Below are 18119 nucleotides of genomic sequence, written 5' to 3' on the forward strand. Positions count from 1 at the left end.
CAGGCCGGAAGGGGATCGCAGCTCATGTCTTCTGCATCTTCCGCAACGAACGGCACGACGTCCGTCATCGTCGCGGGCGCCCGCACCCCGATGGGGCGGCTGCTCGGTTCGCTGAAGTCCTTCTCCGGAGCCGACCTCGGCGGCTTCGCGATCAAGGCCGCCCTCGACCGTGCGGGGATCGGCGGCGACCAGGTCCAGTACGTGATCATGGGGCAGGTGCTCCAGGCCGGGGCGGGGCAGATCCCGGCGCGCCAGGCCGCGGTCAAGGCCGGCATCCCGATGAGCGTCCCGGCGCTCACGATCAACAAGGTGTGCCTCTCCGGCCTCGACGCCATCGCGCTGGCCGACCAGCTGATCCGGGCCGGCGAGTTCGACGTGGTCGTCGCCGGCGGCCAGGAGTCCATGACCAACGCCCCCCACCTGCTGCCGAAGTCCCGCGAGGGCTTCAAGTACGGCGCGGTCCAGATGCTCGACGCCATGGCGCACGACGGTCTGACCGACTCCTTCGAGAACATCGCCATGGGCGAGTCCACCGAGAAGCACAACACCCGCCTGGGCATCGGCCGACAGGAGCAGGACGAGATCGCCGCCCTGTCCCACCAGCGGGCCGCCGCCGCCCAGAAGAACGGCGTCTTCGAGGCCGAGATCACCCCGGTCGAGATCCCGCAGCGCAAGGGCGACCCGGTCCTGTTCAGCAAGGACGAGGGCATCCGCGGCGACACCACCGCCGAGTCGCTGGGCAAGCTGCGCCCCGCCTTCGCCAAGGACGGCACCATCACCGCCGGCTCCTCCTCGCAGATCTCGGACGGTGCGGCGGCCGTGGTCGTGATGAGCAAGGCCAAGGCGCAGGAGCTCGGACTGGACTGGATCGCCGAGATCGGCGCCCACGGCAACGTGGCCGGCCCGGACAACTCCCTGCAGTCGCAGCCGTCCAACGCGATCCTGCACGCCCTCAAGAAGGAGGGCCTGGAGGTTTCCGATCTCGACCTCATCGAGATCAACGAGGCGTTCGCCGCGGTCGCCGTGCAGTCAATGAAGGACCTCGGGGTTTCCGCCGAAAAGGTGAACGTCAACGGCGGTGCCATCGCCCTGGGGCACCCGATCGGCATGTCCGGCGCGCGGCTCGTGCTGCACCTGGCGCTGGAGCTGAAGCGGCGCGGCGGCGGGGTCGGCGCGGCGGCGCTGTGCGGCGGCGGCGGCCAGGGCGACGCGCTGATCGTGCGGGTCCCCAGGGCCTGAGCCGGTTTTCTTCGCAGGTGTGCAGGGTCTTCTCTCGTGAACGGAGCTGTGATGCAGGACGTCTCCACCCTGGTGGCCCAGGCCAGGGAGGGCAGGCCGCGGGCCGTGGCCCGGTTGATCTCCCTGGTGGAGGGGGCGTCCCCGCAGCTGCGGGAGGTCATGGCGGCCCTGGCGCCGCTCACCGGCAACGCGTACGTGGTCGGTCTGACCGGCTCGCCGGGCGTCGGCAAGTCGACGTCCACCTCGGCGCTGGTGACCGCGTACCGCAAACAGGGCAAGCGGGTCGGCGTCCTGGCCGTCGACCCGTCCTCCCCGTTCTCGGGCGGCGCCCTGCTCGGTGACCGCGTCCGGATGTCGGAGCACGCCTCCGACCCCGGTGTCTACATCCGCTCCATGGCCACCCGCGGCCATCTGGGCGGCCTCGCCTGGGCCGCGCCGCAGGCCATCCGCGTGCTGGACGCGGCCGGCTGCGACGTGGTCCTGGTCGAGACGGTCGGCGTCGGCCAGTCGGAGGTGGAGATCGCCTCCCAGGCCGACACCTCCGTCGTCCTCCTGGCCCCCGGCATGGGCGACGGCATCCAGGCCGCCAAGGCCGGGATCCTGGAGATCGGCGACGTCTACGTCGTCAACAAGGCCGACCGCGACGGCGCCGACGCCACCGCCCGCGAGCTGAACCACATGCTCGGCCTCGGCGAGTCCCGGGCCCCCGGCGACTGGCGCCCGCCGATCGTCAAGACGGTCGCCGCGCGCCAGGAGGGCGTCGACGAGGTCGTCGAGGCGCTGGAGAAGCACCGCGCCTGGATGGAGGAGCGGGGCGTCCTGGCGGAACGCCGGCTGGCCCGCGCCTCCCGCGAGGTCGAGACGATCGCCGTCACCGCCCTGCGCGAACGCATCGGCGACCTCCACGGCGACCGCCGGCTCGGCGCCCTGGCGGAACGGATCATCGCCGGCGAACTGGACCCGTACCGCGCGGCGGACGAACTGGTGGCGGGGCTGACGCAGGGCTGACGGCCCCGGCCGGCACCGGCCCGGTCCGCCGGCCGGTCCGGCGTTCGAGGACGGGGCCCGTCCGGGGCGGGACCGGGGGTCCGGGAGCGGCGGCCCCCGGCGGAAGGGGAAGGGGGGCCGGGGGCGGACGCCGTCCGTCCCCGGCCCCGCTCATCCGCGCCCTCAGTCGTCGTCCGAGTCGTCGCCCCCGTCGTCGTCACGGTCCGCCGTGACCTTTGCGTCGTCCGGGCCGACGCGCCAGTCCCGCTCGTCCCCGCCGGTCGCGCGGGTCTCGGCCTCCCAGCCCCGGTCACCGTCGTCGTCCAGGTCCACCGACGTCACCGTCCCCTTGGCGGCCGCCGCCCTCGCGGCCTCCCCGGCCGTCACCGACGTGCCCTTCAGTGCGGCCCGCACCTCGGCGACGTCGTCGTCGCCGTCCTTCTGGGCGCCCAGGACCTCGCCGGTGGCCGGGTCGACGCGCACGCTGTGCCGGGTGTCGCCGCCGGCGAGGACGCCGACCTCCCAGACCGCCTTGCCGCCGTTGCCGTCGTCGTCCTCGTCGTCCAGTTCGGCGGAGACGGCCGTGCCCGGCGTGTGCCTCAGCGCGGCGGCGATGGCGTCGGCGGCGGTCACGTCGGAGGTGACGGCGACACGGGCGTCGTCGTCACCGTCCCGGTCGTCGGCGTCCTCACGCCCGCGGTCGTCGCGGTCGTCGTCCCGGTCGTCGTCGCGGGCCGTGTCGTCGTCCGTGCCCCGCGTCTGCGTCGCCCGTGTCGTCGGCGCGTCGTCCCCCGAGACCGCGAGGGCCGTCGCCGTGCCTCCTCCGACGAGGGCGGCGGCCGTGACGACGGCGATCACGATGTTGCGCTTCATGCGGGTTCCTCCCGGGTCGTTGCGTTCTCGACGCCTCCCAATCTCGCCGACCGACGCTGAGGGGAGCCTGAAACCGCCTGAAGGGATCTTCAGCTTTCCTTTGCGACCCTGGGGGCATGCGCCCACCCGTCACCCACCACCACCCCGCCGGAGGCGCTTCGCGCCGCCCCTTTCGGATCCTGATCGTGGAGGACGAGAAGCGCCTCGCCCTGTCGCTCGCCAAGGGGCTGACCGCCGAGGGCTACGCCGTGGACGTCGTCCACGACGGCCGGGAGGGGCTGCACCGGGCCACGGAGGAGACGTACGACCTGGTCGTCCTCGACATCATGCTGCCCGGCCTGAACGGCTACCGGGTCTGCGCCGCCCTGCGCGCCGCCGGACACGACGTGCCGATCCTGATGCTCACCGCCAAGGACGGCGAGTACGACGAGGCCGAGGGCCTGGACACGGGCGCCGACGACTACCTCACCAAGCCGTTCTCGTACGTCGTCCTCGTCGCCCGGATCAAGGCGCTGCTGCGCCGCCGCCGGGGCGCGGGCGCCTCCCCGGTGCACGTGCACGGCGACCTCAAGGTGGACACCGCCGCCCGCCGGGTCTTCCTGGGCGAGGACGAGGTGGCGCTGACCGCTAAGGAGTTCTCCGTCCTGGAGCAGCTGGTGCTGAGGGCCGGCGAGGTGGTCTCCAAGCCGGAGATCCTGGAGCACGTCTGGGACTTCGCCTACGAGGGCGACCCGAACATCGTCGAGGTCTACGTCAGCGCCCTGCGCCGCAAGCTGCGCGCCGGGCTGATCCGGACCGTGCGCGGCGCCGGGTACCGGCTGGAGACGGCGCCGTGAGCCGGCTGTTCGGCTCGGTCCGGTCGCGGGCGACGCTCGGCGCGACCCTGGTGGTCGCCGTGGCCCTCGTCACGGCGGGGATCGCCGTCCTGCTGTCGCTGCGCTCCAACCTGACCGCCGAGGCGGGCACCCAGGCGGAGCGCTCCGCGCGGGCGGTCGCCTCCGAGCTGGCCGCCGGGACGCCGTACGGCGGCCTGTCGGGGCTGGACGGCGACGACGGCCCGGTGCAGATCCTCGACGAGGACGGCGGGCTGGTCGCGGCCAGCGAGGACCTGGAGCGGATCAGCGGCACGGCGACCGCCGAGGTGAGGCCGCGGCCGTCCGTCCCGGGCGGTGAGGACGACGACTCCGACGGCTCGGACGATTCCGGTGACGGGGACTCCGACGGCTCCGACGGCTCCGGCGAGGACCTCGACCCCGGTGAGATCGCCCGCGAGACCACCTTCGGCAACGGCTCCGCGACGATCGACGGCGACACCGAGGACTACCGGTTCGCCGCCGTCGGCGTGGAGACCCGCGACCGGGGCCGTCTCACCGTCTACGCGGGCGCCCCGCTCGCCGCCGAGCACAGCGCCGTGGACACCGCGCAGACCGCGATGCTCCTCGGCCTCCCGCTGCTGCTGGGCGTGGTGGCCGGCGTGACCTGGATGGTCACCGGGCGGGCGCTGCGGCCGGTGGAGGGCATCCGCCGGGAGATGGCCGCGATCACCGCCTCCGAGGACCTCGCCCGCCGCGTCCCGGAACCCGGCACGCACGACGAGATCGCCCGGCTCGCCCGCACCACCAACGAGACGCTCGCCGCGCTGGAGACGTCCGTGGAGCGGCAGCGGCGGTTCGTCGCCGACGCCTCGCACGAGCTGCGCAGCCCGATCGCCTCCCTGCGCACCCAGCTGGAGGTGGCCGCGGCCCACCCCGAGCTGCTCGACCTGGACGGTGCCGTCGAGGACACCGTGCGGCTCCAGCACCTCGCCGCCGACCTGCTGCTGCTCGCCCGGCTGGACGCGGGGGAGCGGCCCGCCGACGCCCTCGTCGACCTGGCCGCGCTGGCCCGGGAGGAGGCCGCGGGCCGGACGGGCGTGACGGTGGACACGGAGCCGGCGGAAGTGACCGGATCACGGGGGCAGTTGGGACGGCTGCTCGCCAATCTGCTGGACAACGCCCGGCGGCACGCCCGGGAGAGGGTCACGGTGACCGTCCGGCGGGAGGGGGACCGGGTGGTGCTCGGCGTGGCCGACGACGGTGAGGGGGTGGCGGAGGCCGACCGGGAGCGGATCTTCGAGCGGTTCGTCCGGCTGGACGCCGCCCGCAGCCGCGACGAGGGCGGCGCCGGGCTGGGCCTCGCCATCGCGCGGGACGTCGCCGTACGGCACGGCGGGACGCTCACGGTCGGGTCGGCGCCGACGGGCGGAGCCCTGTTCGAGCTCCGCCTGCCGCCCGCCGGGCGGGGGTGACGGGCCCCGTCGGGGTTGTCGGGGTCCGTCCGGTCAGGGGGGCGGGTCCTCAGGGGCGTCCGCGCTGCCCGCGCAGGTGTTCCGCGATGGGCTTGAGGGCCTTGTCGAGTTCGGTGAGGGCCTCGGGGGCGAGCAGGTCGATGAAGTGCCGGCGCACGGACGCCACGTGGTGCGGCGCGACCTTCTGCATGGTCTGCATGCCGTGGTCGGTGAGGACCGCGTAGAGTCCCCGGCGGTCGGACTCGCAGTTCTCCCGCCGGACCAGGTCCGCGTTCTCCATCCGGGTGATCTGGTGCGAGAGGCGGCTCTTGGACTGCAGGGTGGCGGAGGCGAGGTCGCTCATCCGCATCCGCCGGTCCTCCGACTCGGAGAGGTTCACCAGGATCTCGTAGTCGTTCATTGTCAGGCCGAACGGCTGCAGGTCCTTCTCGAGCTGGTAGGTCAACAGCCTGTTGACCTCCAGGTGGGTGCGCCAGGCGCACTGCTCCGCATTGGTCAGCCAGCGCGTGGCCGTCTCGGTCTCCATGAATGAAGTCTACCTAAGAAGTTGAAAGGCGAACTAATGATGCTTCCGTGTGACGCTACGTGCACGCGTTCGACGTCACACTCCGCAGACTACCGCTCACAGCCCGAAGCGACGCTGGAGGTCTCCCAGCTGTCCGGGAAGGCGCGGTGTCCCGGACGGCTGCCCGGGTCCGCCCGGCGCCCCGCCGCCGGGCACCCCCGGCTGCTGCGGGGTGACCCCCGTGGCCTGCTCCGCCATCAGGACCTCGGAGGACTGGAGCAGCACCGTGCCGGCTCCCACGAACTCGAACTGGTGCTCCTCGCCGGAGACCCCGCCGAGGCCCGTCATCGCACGTAGACCGCCCAGCACACCGGTCATGTAGCCGTGGTCGTAGTGGTGGCACGGGGAGGGGCAGTCCGCCCACCCGACCAGCGCCTGCGGGTCCACCCGGATCGGGGGTTCCATGAACACCACCGGGCCGTTGGACGCGGCCACGAACTTTCCGGTTCCGATCAGGGTCAGGAAACCCGGCACGATCGACTGCTTCAGCGAGAGACTTGGCTGAAAACCGAGGAGGTTGCCCGAGCGAATGGTCAGGTTGCCGTCCTCCAGGTCGTACGAATTCACGTCGAAGGCCCGGTCGGCGAGGAGCATCTTGCCCGAGCCCTCCGCCACGACCCAGTCGCTCGCGTGCAGAGGCGAATGGAACGACGTGCGGACGAGCCGGTCGAGTCGGCCCTGCCCGATGCCGTTGAACTCGATCGAACCGTAGTAGGCGATCATCTTCCCCTTCTGCATGAACCACTGGGTGCCGCTGAGCTCCACGCAGAAGGTGTGGTGATCGACGTTGTCGTCGGACGGCAGGGTCGTGGGGTCGAGGACCGTGGGGCCGGGGCCCGGGGTTCCGTAGGTGCTCACAGCTTCTCCTCCGACGCCTGGACGTACACCGCACCGCTGCCGCTCAGCTCCAATTGGAACGCCTCGCCGGAGCCGCGGCCCACCATGTCCCGCCATCCGAGGGCCGTGGACAGCTTGTTGCGGACGTCGCCGTGGTGGGCGACGTAGGCCTGCGGGTCGACGTGCACCGGCCGCTGCGGGGTGATCGGGATCTCGATCACCCCGCCGTGGGCCATGACGGCGACGGAGCCGTGCCCCTTCAGCGTGGTCGTGAACAGCCCCTGCCCGGAGACCTGGCCCCGGACCATGCCCATCACCCCGCCCTGCGAGCCCAGGAACACCGTGCCCTGCTCCAGGGTGCCCTCGAAGGCCAGCAGCCGGTCCGCCTCGACGCACAGGGTGTCCCCGGCGAGGTCGATCACCTGGACGTGGTGGCCGCCGTGCCCGAACAGGACCGTGCCGCTGCCCTCGACGCTCATCAGGGGCGTGTCCTCGTTCGCCACGCGCCGGCCGATCATCGACATCAGCCCGCCCTGGCCGCCCGCCGTGTTCGGGGTGAAGCTCACCTCCCCCTTGTAGGCGAGCATCGCGCCGCGCTGGCTGAACAGCCGCCGGCCCGGCACCACGGTCGCCTCGACCATCTTCGCGTTGATCTCCCGGAAGGCCATGTCAGACGTCCCCCGCGATCGTGTTCCGCTCACTGGGCTGCACGTAGACCAGTCCGTCGCCCTCGAAGCGGATCTGGAAGGCCTCGCCGCCGCCCTCACCGAGCAGGGTGCGGAAGGTGGCGCCGGACTGGAAGGACTGCCGCAGGTTCCCCTGGTGGGCCACGTAGGCGCCGGGGTCCACCGTCAGCGGGTACTGCGGGCTGACCCGGAGCACCACCGCGGGGCCGTCCGACAGGAGCGCCGCCTGGCCGTGGCCCTCGACGGTCGTCGTGAACAGCCCGTTGCCCTGCGCGGCGCCGCGCGCCCCGGTGAAGGCGGTGCCGGTGCGCAGCCCGCCGTCGGTCGCCAGCAGGTTGCTCGACTCCACGTAGAGCTTGTCGCCCCGGAGTCCGACCAGGTTGATCTCGGACGCGCGGTCCGCGAACCAGCAGGTCCCGTGCCCCTTCACCTCCATCACCGTCATCTGCTCGCCCGTCAGCCGCCGGGTCACCATCCCGCGCAGGCCCTCACCGCCGCCGCTGAGCTTCTTGAAGGCCATGTCGCCGTCGTACGCGACCATGGAGCCGTTCTTCGCCTTCACGGCATCCCCGGTCATGTCGACGGCGAGCACCTTGCTGCTCTGAAGTCGGAACATCGCCACGCTTGTGACGGTAGCCGCCCCTTTGCCCCGCCGACAGGTCCCGTGGGGGGAACCGGACCCTGACCGGACCCCTACGGGCTACGGCGCCCGGAGCGTCCGGGGGATCCCGGGGAACCGCGGGTCGCCGGCTCCCGGGCCCCCCTCCGGCGGCCGCGGAGGGGATTTGCCACAATGGGCGGACGCTTGTGCGTGCGTTCACAAACCGTCAGACCGTCGACGCCGACGTCTCTCCCACCGAAGGTGATCCGTGGACATCAAGACCGCCACCGCCCTCCGCCGCCTCCGCCTGGTCTCGGGCCCCGAGGCGATCTCGTTCCTCGTCCTGCTCGTCTGCTCGGTCCTGAAGCGGACCACGGACTTCAACGCCGTCCCGGTGATGGGCGCGGTCCACGGCTTCCTCTTCGTCCTGTACGTGCTCTTCTGGGCGGACGCCTGGAACCGCGCCAAGTGGTCGCTGAAGACCGCCGCCTTCTACTTCCTGATGTCGGTCCTGCCCACCGGCGGCTTCTTCGCCGAGCGCCGGCTCAAGCGCGAGGCCGAGGACGCGGTGATCGCCTCCCGCGCCCGCAAGGAAGGAGTGGTGAACGCGTGATCGTCGCCTTCTCCGTGACGCCGCTCGGCGTCGGCGAGGACGTGGGGGAGTACGTCGCCGACGCCGTGCGGGTGGTCCGCGAGTCCGGACTGCCGAACCGCACCGACGCCATGTTCACCTCGGTCGAGGGCGAGTGGGACGAGGTGATGGACGTCGTCAGGCGCGCCGTCGCCGCGGTGGAGGCGCGGGCCCCGCGGGTCTCGGTGGTCCTCAAGGCCGACATCCGCCCCGGGGTGGAGGACGGGCTCACGTCCAAGGTGGAGACCGTCGAGCGGCACCTGGCGCGCGGCGCCGGGTAGCCGGCGGCCGCGCGAGGCGGTCGGCGGGGCCGGAGCGGTCCCGCCGACCGGAGAGCGAGACAGGGCTGACCGGCATATGACCGGCCGGTATGGTCGGGTCCGTGCCGAAGCCGCTCAGTCTCTCGTTCGATCCCATCGCCCGCGCCGACGAGCTCTGGAAGCAGCGCTGGGGAAACGTGCCGCCGATGGCCGCGATCACGTCGATCATGCGCGCGCACCAGATCCTGCTGGCCGAGGTCGACGCGGTGGTCAAGCCGTACGGGCTGACGTTCGCGCGGTACGAGGCGCTGGTGCTGCTGACCTTCTCCAAGTCGGGCGAGCTGCCGATGTCCAAGATCGGCGAGCGGCTGATGGTGCACCCCACGTCGGTGACGAACACCGTGGACCGGCTGGTGAGGTCGGGCCTGGTGGACAAGCGCCCCAACCCCAACGACGGCCGCGGCACCCTCGCGACCATCACCGACAAGGGCCGCGAGGTGGTCGAGTCGGCCACCCGCGACCTGATGGCCATGGACTTCGGCCTGGGCGCCTACGACGCCGAGGAGTGCGCCGAGATCTTCGCGATGCTCCGGCCGCTGCGGCTCGCGGCGGGGGACTTCCAGGAGGAGTGACCAGGGGCACGTGCCCCGGTCCGGGATCGCCCGGAACGGCCCGTTACGCTCGACCGCATGAAGAAGAGCGTGCTGACGCGCTACCGCGTCATGGCCTACGTCACCGGTGTCCTGCTCGTCCTGCTGACCTTCGGCATGATCGGCAAGTATGCGCTCGACGTCGACGGCGCGGCCGACTTCACGCGCGTCGTCAGCATCGCCCACGGCTGGCTGTACGTCGTGTACCTGATCTTCGCCTTCGACCTGGGCGCCAAGGCGAAGTGGCCGGTCGCCAAGCAGCTCTGGGTGCTGCTGGCCGGCACCATCCCGACGGCCGCCTTCTTCGTCGAGCGCAGGATCAGCCGCGAGCTGGAGGCGAAGACCGCGGACGCCGGTCCCGCGGTCGCCAAGGCCTGACGTTCCGGCCCCCGCCGCCGTACGGAGCAGCGTGCGGCGGTCAGCCATCGACATTTACTAGGACGTCCAAGTAAATTCGAGGGTATGGACGCTGACGCCATCGAGGAGGGCCGCCGACGCTGGCAGGCCCGGTACGACGCCGCGCGCAAGCGCGACGCAGACTTCACCACGCTCTCCGGCGACCCCGTGGCGCCGGTGTACGGGCCCCGGCCGGGGGACACCTACGAGGGGTTCGAGCGGATCGGCTGGCCGGGTGAGTACCCCTTCACCCGCGGTCTGTATCCGACCGGCTACCGGGGGCGTACGTGGACCATCCGGCAGTTCGCCGGATTCGGGAACGCCGAGCAGACCAACGAGCGGTACAAGATGATCCTCGGCAACGGCGGGGGCGGGCTCTCCGTCGCCTTCGACATGCCGACGCTCATGGGCCGCGACTCCGACGACCCGCGCTCCCTGGGCGAGGTCGGGCACTGCGGGGTGGCGATCGACTCGGCGGCCGACATGGAGGTCCTGTTCCGGGACATCCCGCTCGGCGACGTCACCACGTCGATGACCATCAGCGGACCCGCCGTGCCCGTCTTCTGCATGTACCTCGTCGCCGCCGAACGCCAGGGCGTCGACCCGGCCGTGCTCAACGGCACGCTGCAGACGGACATCTTCAAGGAGTACATCGCGCAGAAGGAGTGGCTCTTCCAGCCCGAGCCGCACCTGCGCCTGATCGGCGACCTGATGGAGCACTGCGCGGCCGGCATCCCCGCCTACAAGCCGCTGTCGGTCTCCGGCTACCACATCCGCGAGGCCGGGGCGACGGCCGCGCAGGAGCTGGCGTACACGCTGGCGGACGGCTTCGGCTACGTGGAGCTGGGGCTCAGCCGCGGGCTCGACGTGGACGTGTTCGCGCCGGGGCTGTCCTTCTTCTTCGACGCGCACGTCGACTTCTTCGAGGAGATCGCCAAGTTCCGCGCCGCGCGCCGCATCTGGGCGCGCTGGATGCGGGACGTCTACGGCGCGAAGAGCGAGAAGGCGCAGTGGCTGCGGTTCCACACCCAGACCGCCGGTGTCTCGCTGACCGCCCAGCAGCCGTACAACAACGTCGTGCGCACGGCCGTGGAGGCGCTGGCCGCCGTGCTCGGCGGGACCAACTCGCTGCACACCAACGCCCTCGACGAGACCCTCGCCCTGCCCAGCGAGCAGGCCGCCGAGATCGCCCTGCGCACCCAGCAGGTGCTCATGGAGGAGACCGGCGTCGCCAACGTCGCCGACCCGCTCGGCGGTTCGTGGTACGTCGAGCAGCTCACCGACCGCATCGAGGCGGACGCGGAGAAGATCTTCGAGCAGATCAGGGAGCGGGGCCTCAGGGCCCACCCCGACGGACAGCACCCGATCGGGCCGATCACCTCCGGGATCCTGCGCGGCATCGAGGACGGCTGGTTCACCGGTGAGATCGCCGAGTCGGCGTTCCGCTACCAGCAGGCGCTGGAGAAGGGCGACAAGAAGGTCGTCGGCGTCAACGTGCACACCGGGTCCGTCACCGGCGACCTGGAGATCCTGCGGGTCAGCCACGAGGTGGAGCGCGAGCAGGTGCGGCTGCTGGGCGAGCGCAAGGCCGCCCGCGACGACGCGAAGGTGCGCGGCGCGCTCGACGCCATGGTGGCGGCCGCGCGCTCCGGTGCCAACATGATCGAGCCGATGCTGGACGCCGTGCGCGCGGAGGCGACGCTGGGCGAGATCTGCGGTGTCCTGCGCGACGAGTGGGGCGTCTACACCGAGCCCGCCGGTTTCTAGACCCCGGGACCGGGACCCGGCCGCGCCCGGCCGTCGGTCCGGTCGGCCGGTCGTCCGCCCGGCCGTTCGGTCCGCCCGTTCGGTCGTCAGCCCGGCCGGCCGGCCGGGCGGCGGTCACGGTTTGCGGGCCACCGCGCCGTACAGGGAGATCACGGCGTTCGCGTCGGCGGTCTCCCCGTCGGCGAGCTCGGGATGCCAGTCGGTCAGCTGGACCAGTCCGGGCTCCACGGGCTCCAGCCCGGCGAAGAAACGGGCGATCTGCGCGCGGCTGCGCGGCGCGAGCGTGACGCCCCCCGCCTTGTACATCTCGACGCCGCGTCCCACCCCGACGGGGTCGAAGTCGGCGGTGAGCTGCGACAGGACGAGGTAGCTGCCGGCGGGGAGGGCGTCGACCAGCCGGGCCACCAGGCCGTACGGGTCGTCCTCCTCGCCGAGGAAGTGGGTGAGCGCCACCAGGGACAGCGCCAGCGGCCGGGTGAAGTCCAGGTTCTCGCGGGCCTGTTCCAGGATGCGGCCGGGCCTGCGCACGTCGGCCTCGACGTAGGCGGTGACGCCCTCGGGGGTGCTGCGCAGGAGCGCCTCCGCGTGCTTCAGCACGATGGGGTCGTTGTCGGTGTAGACGACGCGGGACTCCGGGGCGATGCGCTGGGCTATCTGGTGCAGGTTGGGCTCGGTGGGGATGCCGGTGCCGATGTCCAGGTACTGGCGGATGCCCGCCGTGCCGGCCAGCCACCGGGTGACGCGCTGCATGAACCAGCGGTTGGTCCGGGCGACGTGCCGGGCGGTCCCGTCGACGCTCATGATGCGCCGGCCCAGTTCCTCGTCGACGGGGTAGTTGTCCTTGCCGCCGAGGAACCAGTCGTAGACCCGGGCCGGGTGCGGCCTGGAGGTGTCGATGCGTGCGGCGACGGGCTCGGTCCCGGTCATGCGAGGCTCCCTGGATGCTCGACGTGCCGTGCGGTCCCGTTCGGGATGATCACCCGATCCTCGCAGGACGCGCCTGCGGCGGCAACCAACTGCCGTGACAGGGGCGGTAGTTCGCCACCGGGCGCATCCGGTGGGCGGTCCGCGGCCCGGTCAGGCGGAACCGGCCGAGGCGAGCCCCGACAGCAGGACCCGGGTGAAGCCGTGCACCCACTCCTCGTCCGCCGGCTCCGCGCTGACCAGGGTGCGGTGCACCACCGCGCCGGCCACCATGTCGAAGATCAGGTCGACGGTGCGGGCCGCCCGGGCGGCGTCGGTCTCGGCGGGCAGCTCGCCCCGCGCCTGTGCGCGCGCCCGGCCCGCGTGGACCAGGTGTTTCTGCCGGTCGACGATCGAGGCCCGGATGCGCTCGCGCAGCGCGTCGTCGCGGGTGGCCTCGGCGACCACCGCCATCAGCCCGCTCCTGGCCTCGGGGCGGGCCAGGATCGCGGCGAACTGCAGCACCACGCCCTCGATGTCGGCGGCCAGCGAGCCGCGGTCGGGCACGCGCAGCTCGTCGAAGAGTTCCGCGACCGCGTCCACGACCAGTTCGTTCTTGCCCGCCCAGCGCCGGTAGAGGGTGGTCTTCGCAACCCCGGCGCGGATCGCCACGTCTCCCAACGTGAGCTTGGACCAACCCAGTTCGACCAGAGCCTGACGCGTCGCGGCCAGGATCGCGGTGTCCGCGGCGGCACTGCGCGGGCGTCCGGTGCGACTGGCTGGGGTGCGGCTCTGCATGGCACGACCATAACGGCGGGTTCCGCGCGGCAGGGCGTGAGGGAGATCACCGGGAAGCGGTGTCCGGAGGGCCCCGCCCGGCATTACGCTACGACTCGTAGCGAAAGCACGTGCGACCGGCGTGCCCGAGCGACGACCACGGCGTGGGGTGGGGACCCGGCGCCCGACAGCACACGAACGCCTGGCTTTCCCCGGGCGTTTTCACACACGCGCGCCGTACGGGGGAGGATAGACGCATGCAGCCACGGAACATGTCCATGAGCGGAGTCGTCGACCTCGCCGCGGTGAAGGCGGCCCAGGAGGCCAAGGCGAAGGCGGAGCAGGCGCGCGCCGAAGCGGCCCGGCAGGGCGGCGGGGGCGCCGTCTCCCCGGCCGATCTCGTCATCGATGTCGACGAGGCCGGCTTCGAGCTCGAGGTTCTGCAGCGCTCCACCGAGGTCCCGGTCGTCATCGACTTCTGGGCCGAGTGGTGCCAGCCCTGCAAGCAGTTGAGCCCCGTCCTGGAGCGGCTCGCCGTCGAGTACAACGGGCGCTTCCTCCTCGCCAAGATCGACGTCGACGCCAACCAGATGCTGATGCAGCAGTTCGGGGTCCAGGGGATCCCGGCGGTCTTCGCGGTGGTGGCCGGACAGGCCCTGCCGCTCTTCCAGGGAGCCGCGGGCGAGGCGCAGATCCGCCAGACCCTGGACCAGCTGGTGCAGGTCGCCGAGCAGCGCTTCGGCCTGACCGGTCTCGTCGTCGACCCCGACGCCGAGCCGGGCGGCGGTGCCCGGCAGGCGCAGGACGTGCCCGCCGGTCCGCACGACGCCCTGCTGGAGGCCGCCGTCCAGGCCCTGGACGCGGGCGACCTGAGCGGCGCCGTCCAGGCGTACCGGAACGTGCTCGCCGACGACCCGGGCAACCCGGAGGCCACGCTGGGCCTCGCCCAGGCCGAACTGCTCCAGCGGGTGCAGGGCCTGGACCCGGTGAAGGTGCGCAAGGACGCCGCGGAGAAGCCGCAGGACGCCGCGGCGCAGATCGCCGCCGCCGACCTGGACCTGGTGGGCGGTCACGTGGAGGACGCCTTCGGCCGGCTCATCGAGACGGTGGGACGCACCGCGGGCGACGACCGGAACACCGTACGGGTGCGGCTGCTGGAGCTGTTCGAGGTGGTCGGTGCCGAGGACCCGCGCGTGATCGCCGCGCGCCGGGCGCTGGCGCGGGCCCTGTTCTGAGCGGACCGGGCGGCGGGGACCGGTTCTGACCGTTTTGCCGGGCATCCGATCCGCCGGGGTCCGAGTGGAGGGTTGGCCGATCGAGGCCGGTGCGGCCGCGCTTTGCCAAATCTTGGTAATCGCGGCCGCTGTTACTGCGAGTAAGTCGCAGGCGCCGGTCTGTCGGATTCTGTCCAACGATCAATAGTTTTGTACGGCCCCTTCGGGACACCCAGCGTCGCCGACCGGGATCGGCGGGTCGCCCGGTGGTTATCCGGTCGTTACTAGCGAGTAACGAACCCCCTTGTGCGGGCGGCGAGAATGCACCACGATCGGCGACGCTCGGTCCATTGCCCGCACCCCGACAGCCGGTCGGGCCCGCGGGTCCCCTGGGTCCCCACCGGGCAGAGCCGGCGGCAGTGGCGCCGGCTCTTGGACAGGGGGGTCTTCGCCCGCTCGGCGAAGCCTGTCCAGCAGGGTTGTGCGTGATGCGTGTCAGGCGCGACCAGTGGTTGTCGCTCGGGGGTGATCGCCGGTGATCCGTGCGCTTCGTGCGCCGTCGGGTGCGGGCGCTCTCCTTCCCGAGGACGTAGCACTTCTCCCATCCCTGCCCAACTGAGCCACCGGTCATGGCGGCCAGTCAGGACAGGAGATGTACGTCCGAGAAGGAGGAAACATGAAGTCCCAGGTGCGTGGCGGGACAAGATGGAAGCGGTTCGCCGTGGTCATGGTGCCCAGCGTGGCCGCCACGGCGGCGGTGGGCATCGGCCTGGCGCAGGGTGCCCTCGCGGCGTCGTTCAGCGTCTCCGGCCAGCAGTTCAAGGTGACGGCCAGTCACCTGCACGGTGAGGGTTTCGCCCAGTACGGCGGCATCGACACCGTCTACACCTCGACCAAGGGTGACAAGAAGACGCAGGTCCCGGTTGCCATCTCGTCGTTCGACACCGCGACGATCACCAAGATGTGTCAGTCGGTCAAGACGGAGATCCCCCTCATAAACAAGACGGTCTACCTCCGTCTTGAGGCGGGCAACAACCCGAAGAAGCCGGTCACGGCCGAGAACCTCTACATCGACGTCGCCCAGCTCGACGCCGACGCCAGGTTCGAGGACATCGACATCGGCGTGGCGGTCCAGGACAAGAGCCGCGGCCCGGCGGTCAAGGACAAGAGCACTCTGCCGGGTGGCTTCGCCCAGCAGGCGAGGGTGGCCGACCTCTACGGCGTCGAGCAGACGGCGTGGGCGACCACGGCCGGCACGTTCACCCTGAACGGCCTGTCGATGCGTCTCGGCGGGGACCCCGAGATGGAGTGCTACTGACGGCTCCCGTCACCGGGGTGTTTCGGGGCGGCTGAGCCGCCCCAGGGGCGGGGAGCCGTCGCTTCCCCGCCCCGCCGGCCCGCGTGCCGGGCCACCCTCACAGACTCAGATTTCCGGCTTCTCCATGCCTACGGCCGAGCCGGTACGTACTTCCACCGGACCCAGGGAGCTTTTTCCATGAGTGCCGAGACTCCGGTCCAGAGCGCCGGTACCTTCACCCGGCTGCGTCTGCGGTTCCGCGACTGGCGGGGCACCCGGCCGTTCTGGGCCGGCCTGTTCACCCTGCTGGGCGGAATCCCCATCGCCTACTTCCCCTACGCCACGCTCAAGCTGGGCCACATGTCGCTCGCCATGGCGACCACGGCCGGCGCGGGGTCACTGATCATCGGCGTGCTGCTGGTCACGCTCGGTCTGACCATGTGGTTCCAGCAGGCCACGCGCGTCTTCGCCGGTGTCGCGGCGATCCTGCTGGCCCTGGTGTCCCTGGTGGTCTCCAACATAGGCGGCTTCCTGATCGGCTTCCTGTTCGCACTGGTCGGTGGTGCGCTCGCCCTCTCCTGGGCGCCGGGCGAGCCGCCGGTCGAGGCGGACGGGGGCCGGGAGACGGCCGCCGACCCCGGCGGGGAGGGAATCCGGAAGAGCCTCCCCGGGGACGTCCCGGGCGAGCCGGCCCTCCCGCACGAGACCGGTGACGGCGGTGAGGCGGACGGTGGCGTCCGGGCCGAGATCCGCGACGGGGGGCACCGTGTCGGCTGACGAGATGCGGGACCGGAGCGCCGCCGCGGCCCTGGACCCGGAGAGAAAGGGGCCGCGCCACGCGGCCCCCAGGAAGCCCCTGTTCACCCGGTTCCACATGCCGAGCGGCAAGGTGATAGCCCTGGCGGCGATGCCGACCGCGGTCCTCATGGGGATGGGGTTCACGCCGACGCTCGCCCAGGCCGACGACCGGCCGTCCTCCAGGAGCCTGACCGCGGACGAGTACAAGGACTGCCTGGCCGTCATCGAGGACGCCGAGAAGGGCGAGGAGAAGGACGACGCCTCCGCGTCGCCCACGCCGTCCCCCACGGCGACCGACGGCGCCTCCCCGGACCAGGACCCCACCGCGGAGCCCGGCCCCTCTGCCCCTGCCGGTGCGGACAAGGACGCGAACGCGGGCACGGGCACGTCCTCTTCGTCGGATTCAGGTTCCGACGACAAGGACGAGCCCGCGCCGGCCCCGTCCCAGGAGGCGGGCGAGCAGGACGCGGCGGAGCAGGACGAGCCCGCGCCGGTCCCGTCGGAGACCGACCGCAACGTGCTGGAGGAGATCGGGGACGCCATCGAGGACGTCCTCACTCCGGGGGAGGAGGAGGCGGCGGCGAGCCCGAGCCCCACCCCGTCCGCCTCCGCCACCGAGGAGGCGGCGGACGACGCGGCCGAAACCGTCGAGGAGACCACCGAGAAGGTCACCGAAGCGGCGAAGGACACCGCCGAGGACACCGGCGACAAGGCCTCGGAGGCCGCCGAGGACACCGGGGAGAGGGTCGAGGAGGCCGCCGAGGAGGCGGCCCCGACCCCGGCACCGGAGGAGGCCACCGCCTCCCCGAGCCCCTCCGGGACGTCCGCGGTCGACCCCGAGGACTGCCCGATCGCCACCGACGCCGAGGGCGGGATCGACAACGAGCTCCTGCTGCCCGACGACCCCTGGTACCTGAACGCCAGCTCGCTGACGCTGAAGGGCGCCGACTACCAGGGCATCGTCGAGGTGCGGACGGCCGGCGGCGCCACCAAGAAGGTGCTGAAGTACGTCATCTCCGACGGCACCGACATCGGCGACCTGCACCAGACGGTCAAGGACGAGAGGACCGGCAAGACCTACCACGTGCAGGCCCGCAAGGGGTCGACGTCCACGATCCGCGACGGCGACACCGTGATGTACACGGAGCGCATTTCCGGCAAGCTGCTCGGGCTGATCGACGTCACCTTCGACCCGGAGCACCCGCCGCCGCTGAACATCCCGCTGATCTACTTCACCGACGTGACGGTGCAGCAGGCCGGCCAGTTCGGCGGGACCCTGCACATCCCCGGGCTCCAGCAGTACGTCACGGACTGACCGCCCGTCAGGAACCTTCCGGGAGCCGCGGGAACA

General features: G+C 71.9%; 20 protein-coding genes. 13 read left to right on the top strand and 7 right to left on the bottom strand.

Going from position 1 to position 18119, the window contains the following annotated elements; all coding sequences use genetic code 11:
* Window positions 1-24 precede the first annotated feature (24 nt).
* Both GL259_RS26600 and meaB read left to right on the top strand, forming a co-directional pair.
* A complete protein-coding gene (locus GL259_RS26600; protein WP_159535837.1) occupies window positions 25-1239 on the top strand; it encodes an acetyl-CoA C-acetyltransferase in 1215 nt (404 codons plus the stop codon).
* A 51-nt stretch (window positions 1240-1290) separates the two neighbouring features.
* Window positions 1291-2247, top strand: a complete 957-nt coding sequence (gene meaB / locus GL259_RS26605; RefSeq protein ID WP_159535838.1) for a methylmalonyl Co-A mutase-associated GTPase MeaB — start codon at window positions 1291-1293, stop codon at window positions 2245-2247.
* A 162-nt stretch (window positions 2248-2409) separates the two neighbouring features.
* Here meaB and GL259_RS26610 read toward each other — a convergent pair whose 3' ends face one another.
* Complete coding sequence (locus GL259_RS26610; RefSeq protein WP_159535839.1) at window positions 2410-3099, bottom strand: PepSY domain-containing protein; 690 nt, start codon at window positions 3097-3099, stop codon at window positions 2410-2412.
* A 116-nt stretch (window positions 3100-3215) separates the two neighbouring features.
* On the opposite strand from GL259_RS26610, the gene GL259_RS26615 reads away from it, so the two are divergent.
* Window positions 3216-3935, top strand: a complete 720-nt coding sequence (locus GL259_RS26615) for a response regulator transcription factor (RefSeq protein ID WP_159535840.1) — start codon at window positions 3216-3218, stop codon at window positions 3933-3935.
* On the top strand, window positions 3932-5386 hold the full coding sequence (locus GL259_RS26620; RefSeq protein ID WP_159535841.1) for a HAMP domain-containing sensor histidine kinase: 1455 nt from the start codon (window positions 3932-3934) through the stop codon (window positions 5384-5386). The genes GL259_RS26615 and GL259_RS26620 overlap by 4 nt, the downstream gene beginning before the upstream one ends.
* 49 nt (window positions 5387-5435) lie before the next feature.
* On the opposite strand, the gene GL259_RS26625 is transcribed toward GL259_RS26620, so the two are convergent.
* From GL259_RS26625 to GL259_RS26640, 4 genes are all read right to left on the bottom strand, one after another.
* Entirely contained in the window at window positions 5436-5912 is a 477-nt protein-coding gene (locus GL259_RS26625) for a MarR family transcriptional regulator (protein WP_159535842.1), read from the bottom strand.
* Window positions 5913-6008: 96 nt separating this feature from the next.
* Window positions 6009-6809 (bottom strand): AIM24 family protein, encoded by an 801-nt coding sequence (locus GL259_RS26630; RefSeq protein WP_159535843.1) that lies wholly within the window; start codon window positions 6807-6809, stop codon window positions 6009-6011.
* Window positions 6806-7456: an AIM24 family protein gene (locus tag GL259_RS26635; RefSeq protein ID WP_159535844.1), complete on the bottom strand. Its 651-nt coding sequence runs from the start codon at window positions 7454-7456 to the stop codon at window positions 6806-6808. Before GL259_RS26635 ends, GL259_RS26630 begins: the two co-directional genes overlap by 4 nt.
* Before the next feature lies 1 nt (window position 7457).
* Window positions 7458-8090: an AIM24 family protein gene (locus tag GL259_RS26640; protein WP_159538997.1), complete on the bottom strand. Its 633-nt coding sequence runs from the start codon at window positions 8088-8090 to the stop codon at window positions 7458-7460.
* A 253-nt stretch (window positions 8091-8343) separates the two neighbouring features.
* Between GL259_RS26640 and GL259_RS26645 the strand changes: the two genes are divergently transcribed.
* The 5 genes from GL259_RS26645 to GL259_RS26665 all read left to right on the top strand — a co-directional run bounded on the left by GL259_RS26645 (window position 8344) and on the right by GL259_RS26665 (window position 11779).
* Window positions 8344-8688, top strand: a complete 345-nt coding sequence (locus GL259_RS26645) for a DUF3817 domain-containing protein (protein ID WP_159535845.1) — start codon at window positions 8344-8346, stop codon at window positions 8686-8688.
* A complete protein-coding gene (locus GL259_RS26650) occupies window positions 8685-8987 on the top strand; it encodes an MTH1187 family thiamine-binding protein (RefSeq protein WP_159535846.1) in 303 nt (100 codons plus the stop codon). The genes GL259_RS26645 and GL259_RS26650 overlap by 4 nt, the downstream gene beginning before the upstream one ends.
* Before the next feature lie 101 nt (window positions 8988-9088).
* On the top strand, window positions 9089-9598 hold the full coding sequence (locus GL259_RS26655) for a MarR family transcriptional regulator (protein ID WP_159535847.1): 510 nt from the start codon (window positions 9089-9091) through the stop codon (window positions 9596-9598).
* A gap of 57 nt (window positions 9599-9655) precedes the next feature.
* Window positions 9656-9994 carry a DUF3817 domain-containing protein gene (locus GL259_RS26660; protein ID WP_159535848.1) on the top strand — a complete coding sequence of 113 codons (339 nt, stop codon included), beginning with the start codon at window positions 9656-9658 and terminating at the stop codon, window positions 9992-9994.
* A gap of 84 nt (window positions 9995-10078) precedes the next feature.
* Window positions 10079-11779, top strand: coding sequence for a methylmalonyl-CoA mutase family protein (locus GL259_RS26665; protein WP_159535849.1), 1701 nt, complete (start codon window positions 10079-10081; stop codon window positions 11777-11779).
* A gap of 114 nt (window positions 11780-11893) precedes the next feature.
* Here the strand turns inward: GL259_RS26665 and GL259_RS26670 are convergent, their stop codons facing one another.
* Window positions 11894-12706, bottom strand: a complete 813-nt coding sequence (locus tag GL259_RS26670; RefSeq protein ID WP_159535850.1) for an SAM-dependent methyltransferase — start codon at window positions 12704-12706, stop codon at window positions 11894-11896.
* A 150-nt stretch (window positions 12707-12856) separates the two neighbouring features.
* The gene (locus GL259_RS26675; RefSeq protein WP_159535851.1) at window positions 12857-13480 is read right to left on the bottom strand and encodes a TetR/AcrR family transcriptional regulator; all 624 of its coding nucleotides are present in this window, start codon (window positions 13478-13480) and stop codon (window positions 12857-12859) included.
* Window positions 13481-13716: 236 nt separating this feature from the next.
* Here GL259_RS26675 and GL259_RS26680 point away from each other — a divergent pair, with 236 nt between their 5' ends.
* The 4 genes from GL259_RS26680 (at window position 13717) to GL259_RS26695 (ending at window position 18083) form a co-directional block, all read left to right on the top strand.
* On the top strand, window positions 13717-14694 hold the full coding sequence (locus GL259_RS26680) for a tetratricopeptide repeat protein (RefSeq protein ID WP_159535852.1): 978 nt from the start codon (window positions 13717-13719) through the stop codon (window positions 14692-14694).
* Window positions 14695-15349: 655 nt separating this feature from the next.
* Window positions 15350-15991: a DUF6230 family protein gene (locus GL259_RS26685; protein WP_159535853.1), complete on the top strand. Its 642-nt coding sequence runs from the start codon at window positions 15350-15352 to the stop codon at window positions 15989-15991.
* Window positions 15992-16168: 177 nt separating this feature from the next.
* Entirely contained in the window at window positions 16169-16747 is a 579-nt protein-coding gene (locus tag GL259_RS26690) for a DUF6114 domain-containing protein (protein WP_159535854.1), read from the top strand.
* A 4-nt stretch (window positions 16748-16751) separates the two neighbouring features.
* Entirely contained in the window at window positions 16752-18083 is a 1332-nt protein-coding gene (locus GL259_RS26695; protein ID WP_159538999.1) for a hypothetical protein, read from the top strand.
* Window positions 18084-18119: the final 36 nt, after the last annotated feature.

This window comes from Streptomyces sp. Tu 3180 (assembly GCF_009852415.1).
Lineage (GTDB): Bacteria > Actinomycetota > Actinomycetes > Streptomycetales > Streptomycetaceae > Streptomyces.

Bases quoted from the DNA above. Each gene is read 5' to 3' on its own strand.
- GL259_RS26615 (WP_159535840.1), top strand. From the start codon at position 3,216: ATGCGCCCACCCGTCACCCACCACCACCCCGCCGGAGGCGCTTCGCGC.
- meaB (WP_159535838.1), top strand. From the start codon at position 1,291: ATGCAGGACGTCTCCACCCTGGTGGCCCAGGCCAGGGAGGGCAGGCCG.
- GL259_RS26685 (WP_159535853.1), top strand. From the start codon at position 15,350: ATGAAGTCCCAGGTGCGTGGCGGGACAAGATGGAAGCGGTTCGCCGTG.
- GL259_RS26675 (WP_159535851.1), bottom strand. From the start codon at position 13,480: ATGCAGAGCCGCACCCCAGCCAGTCGCACCGGACGCCCGCGCAGTGCC.
- GL259_RS26665 (WP_159535849.1), top strand. From the start codon at position 10,079: ATGGACGCTGACGCCATCGAGGAGGGCCGCCGACGCTGGCAGGCCCGG.
- GL259_RS26640 (WP_159538997.1), bottom strand. From the start codon at position 8,090: ATGTTCCGACTTCAGAGCAGCAAGGTGCTCGCCGTCGACATGACCGGG.
- GL259_RS26660 (WP_159535848.1), top strand. From the start codon at position 9,656: ATGAAGAAGAGCGTGCTGACGCGCTACCGCGTCATGGCCTACGTCACC.
- GL259_RS26635 (WP_159535844.1), bottom strand. From the start codon at position 7,456: ATGGCCTTCCGGGAGATCAACGCGAAGATGGTCGAGGCGACCGTGGTG.
- GL259_RS26610 (WP_159535839.1), bottom strand. From the start codon at position 3,099: ATGAAGCGCAACATCGTGATCGCCGTCGTCACGGCCGCCGCCCTCGTC.
- GL259_RS26695 (WP_159538999.1), top strand. From the start codon at position 16,752: ATGCGGGACCGGAGCGCCGCCGCGGCCCTGGACCCGGAGAGAAAGGGG.
- GL259_RS26670 (WP_159535850.1), bottom strand. From the start codon at position 12,706: ATGACCGGGACCGAGCCCGTCGCCGCACGCATCGACACCTCCAGGCCG.
- GL259_RS26690 (WP_159535854.1), top strand. From the start codon at position 16,169: ATGAGTGCCGAGACTCCGGTCCAGAGCGCCGGTACCTTCACCCGGCTG.
- GL259_RS26600 (WP_159535837.1), top strand. From the start codon at position 25: ATGTCTTCTGCATCTTCCGCAACGAACGGCACGACGTCCGTCATCGTC.
- GL259_RS26625 (WP_159535842.1), bottom strand. From the start codon at position 5,912: ATGGAGACCGAGACGGCCACGCGCTGGCTGACCAATGCGGAGCAGTGC.
- GL259_RS26680 (WP_159535852.1), top strand. From the start codon at position 13,717: ATGCAGCCACGGAACATGTCCATGAGCGGAGTCGTCGACCTCGCCGCG.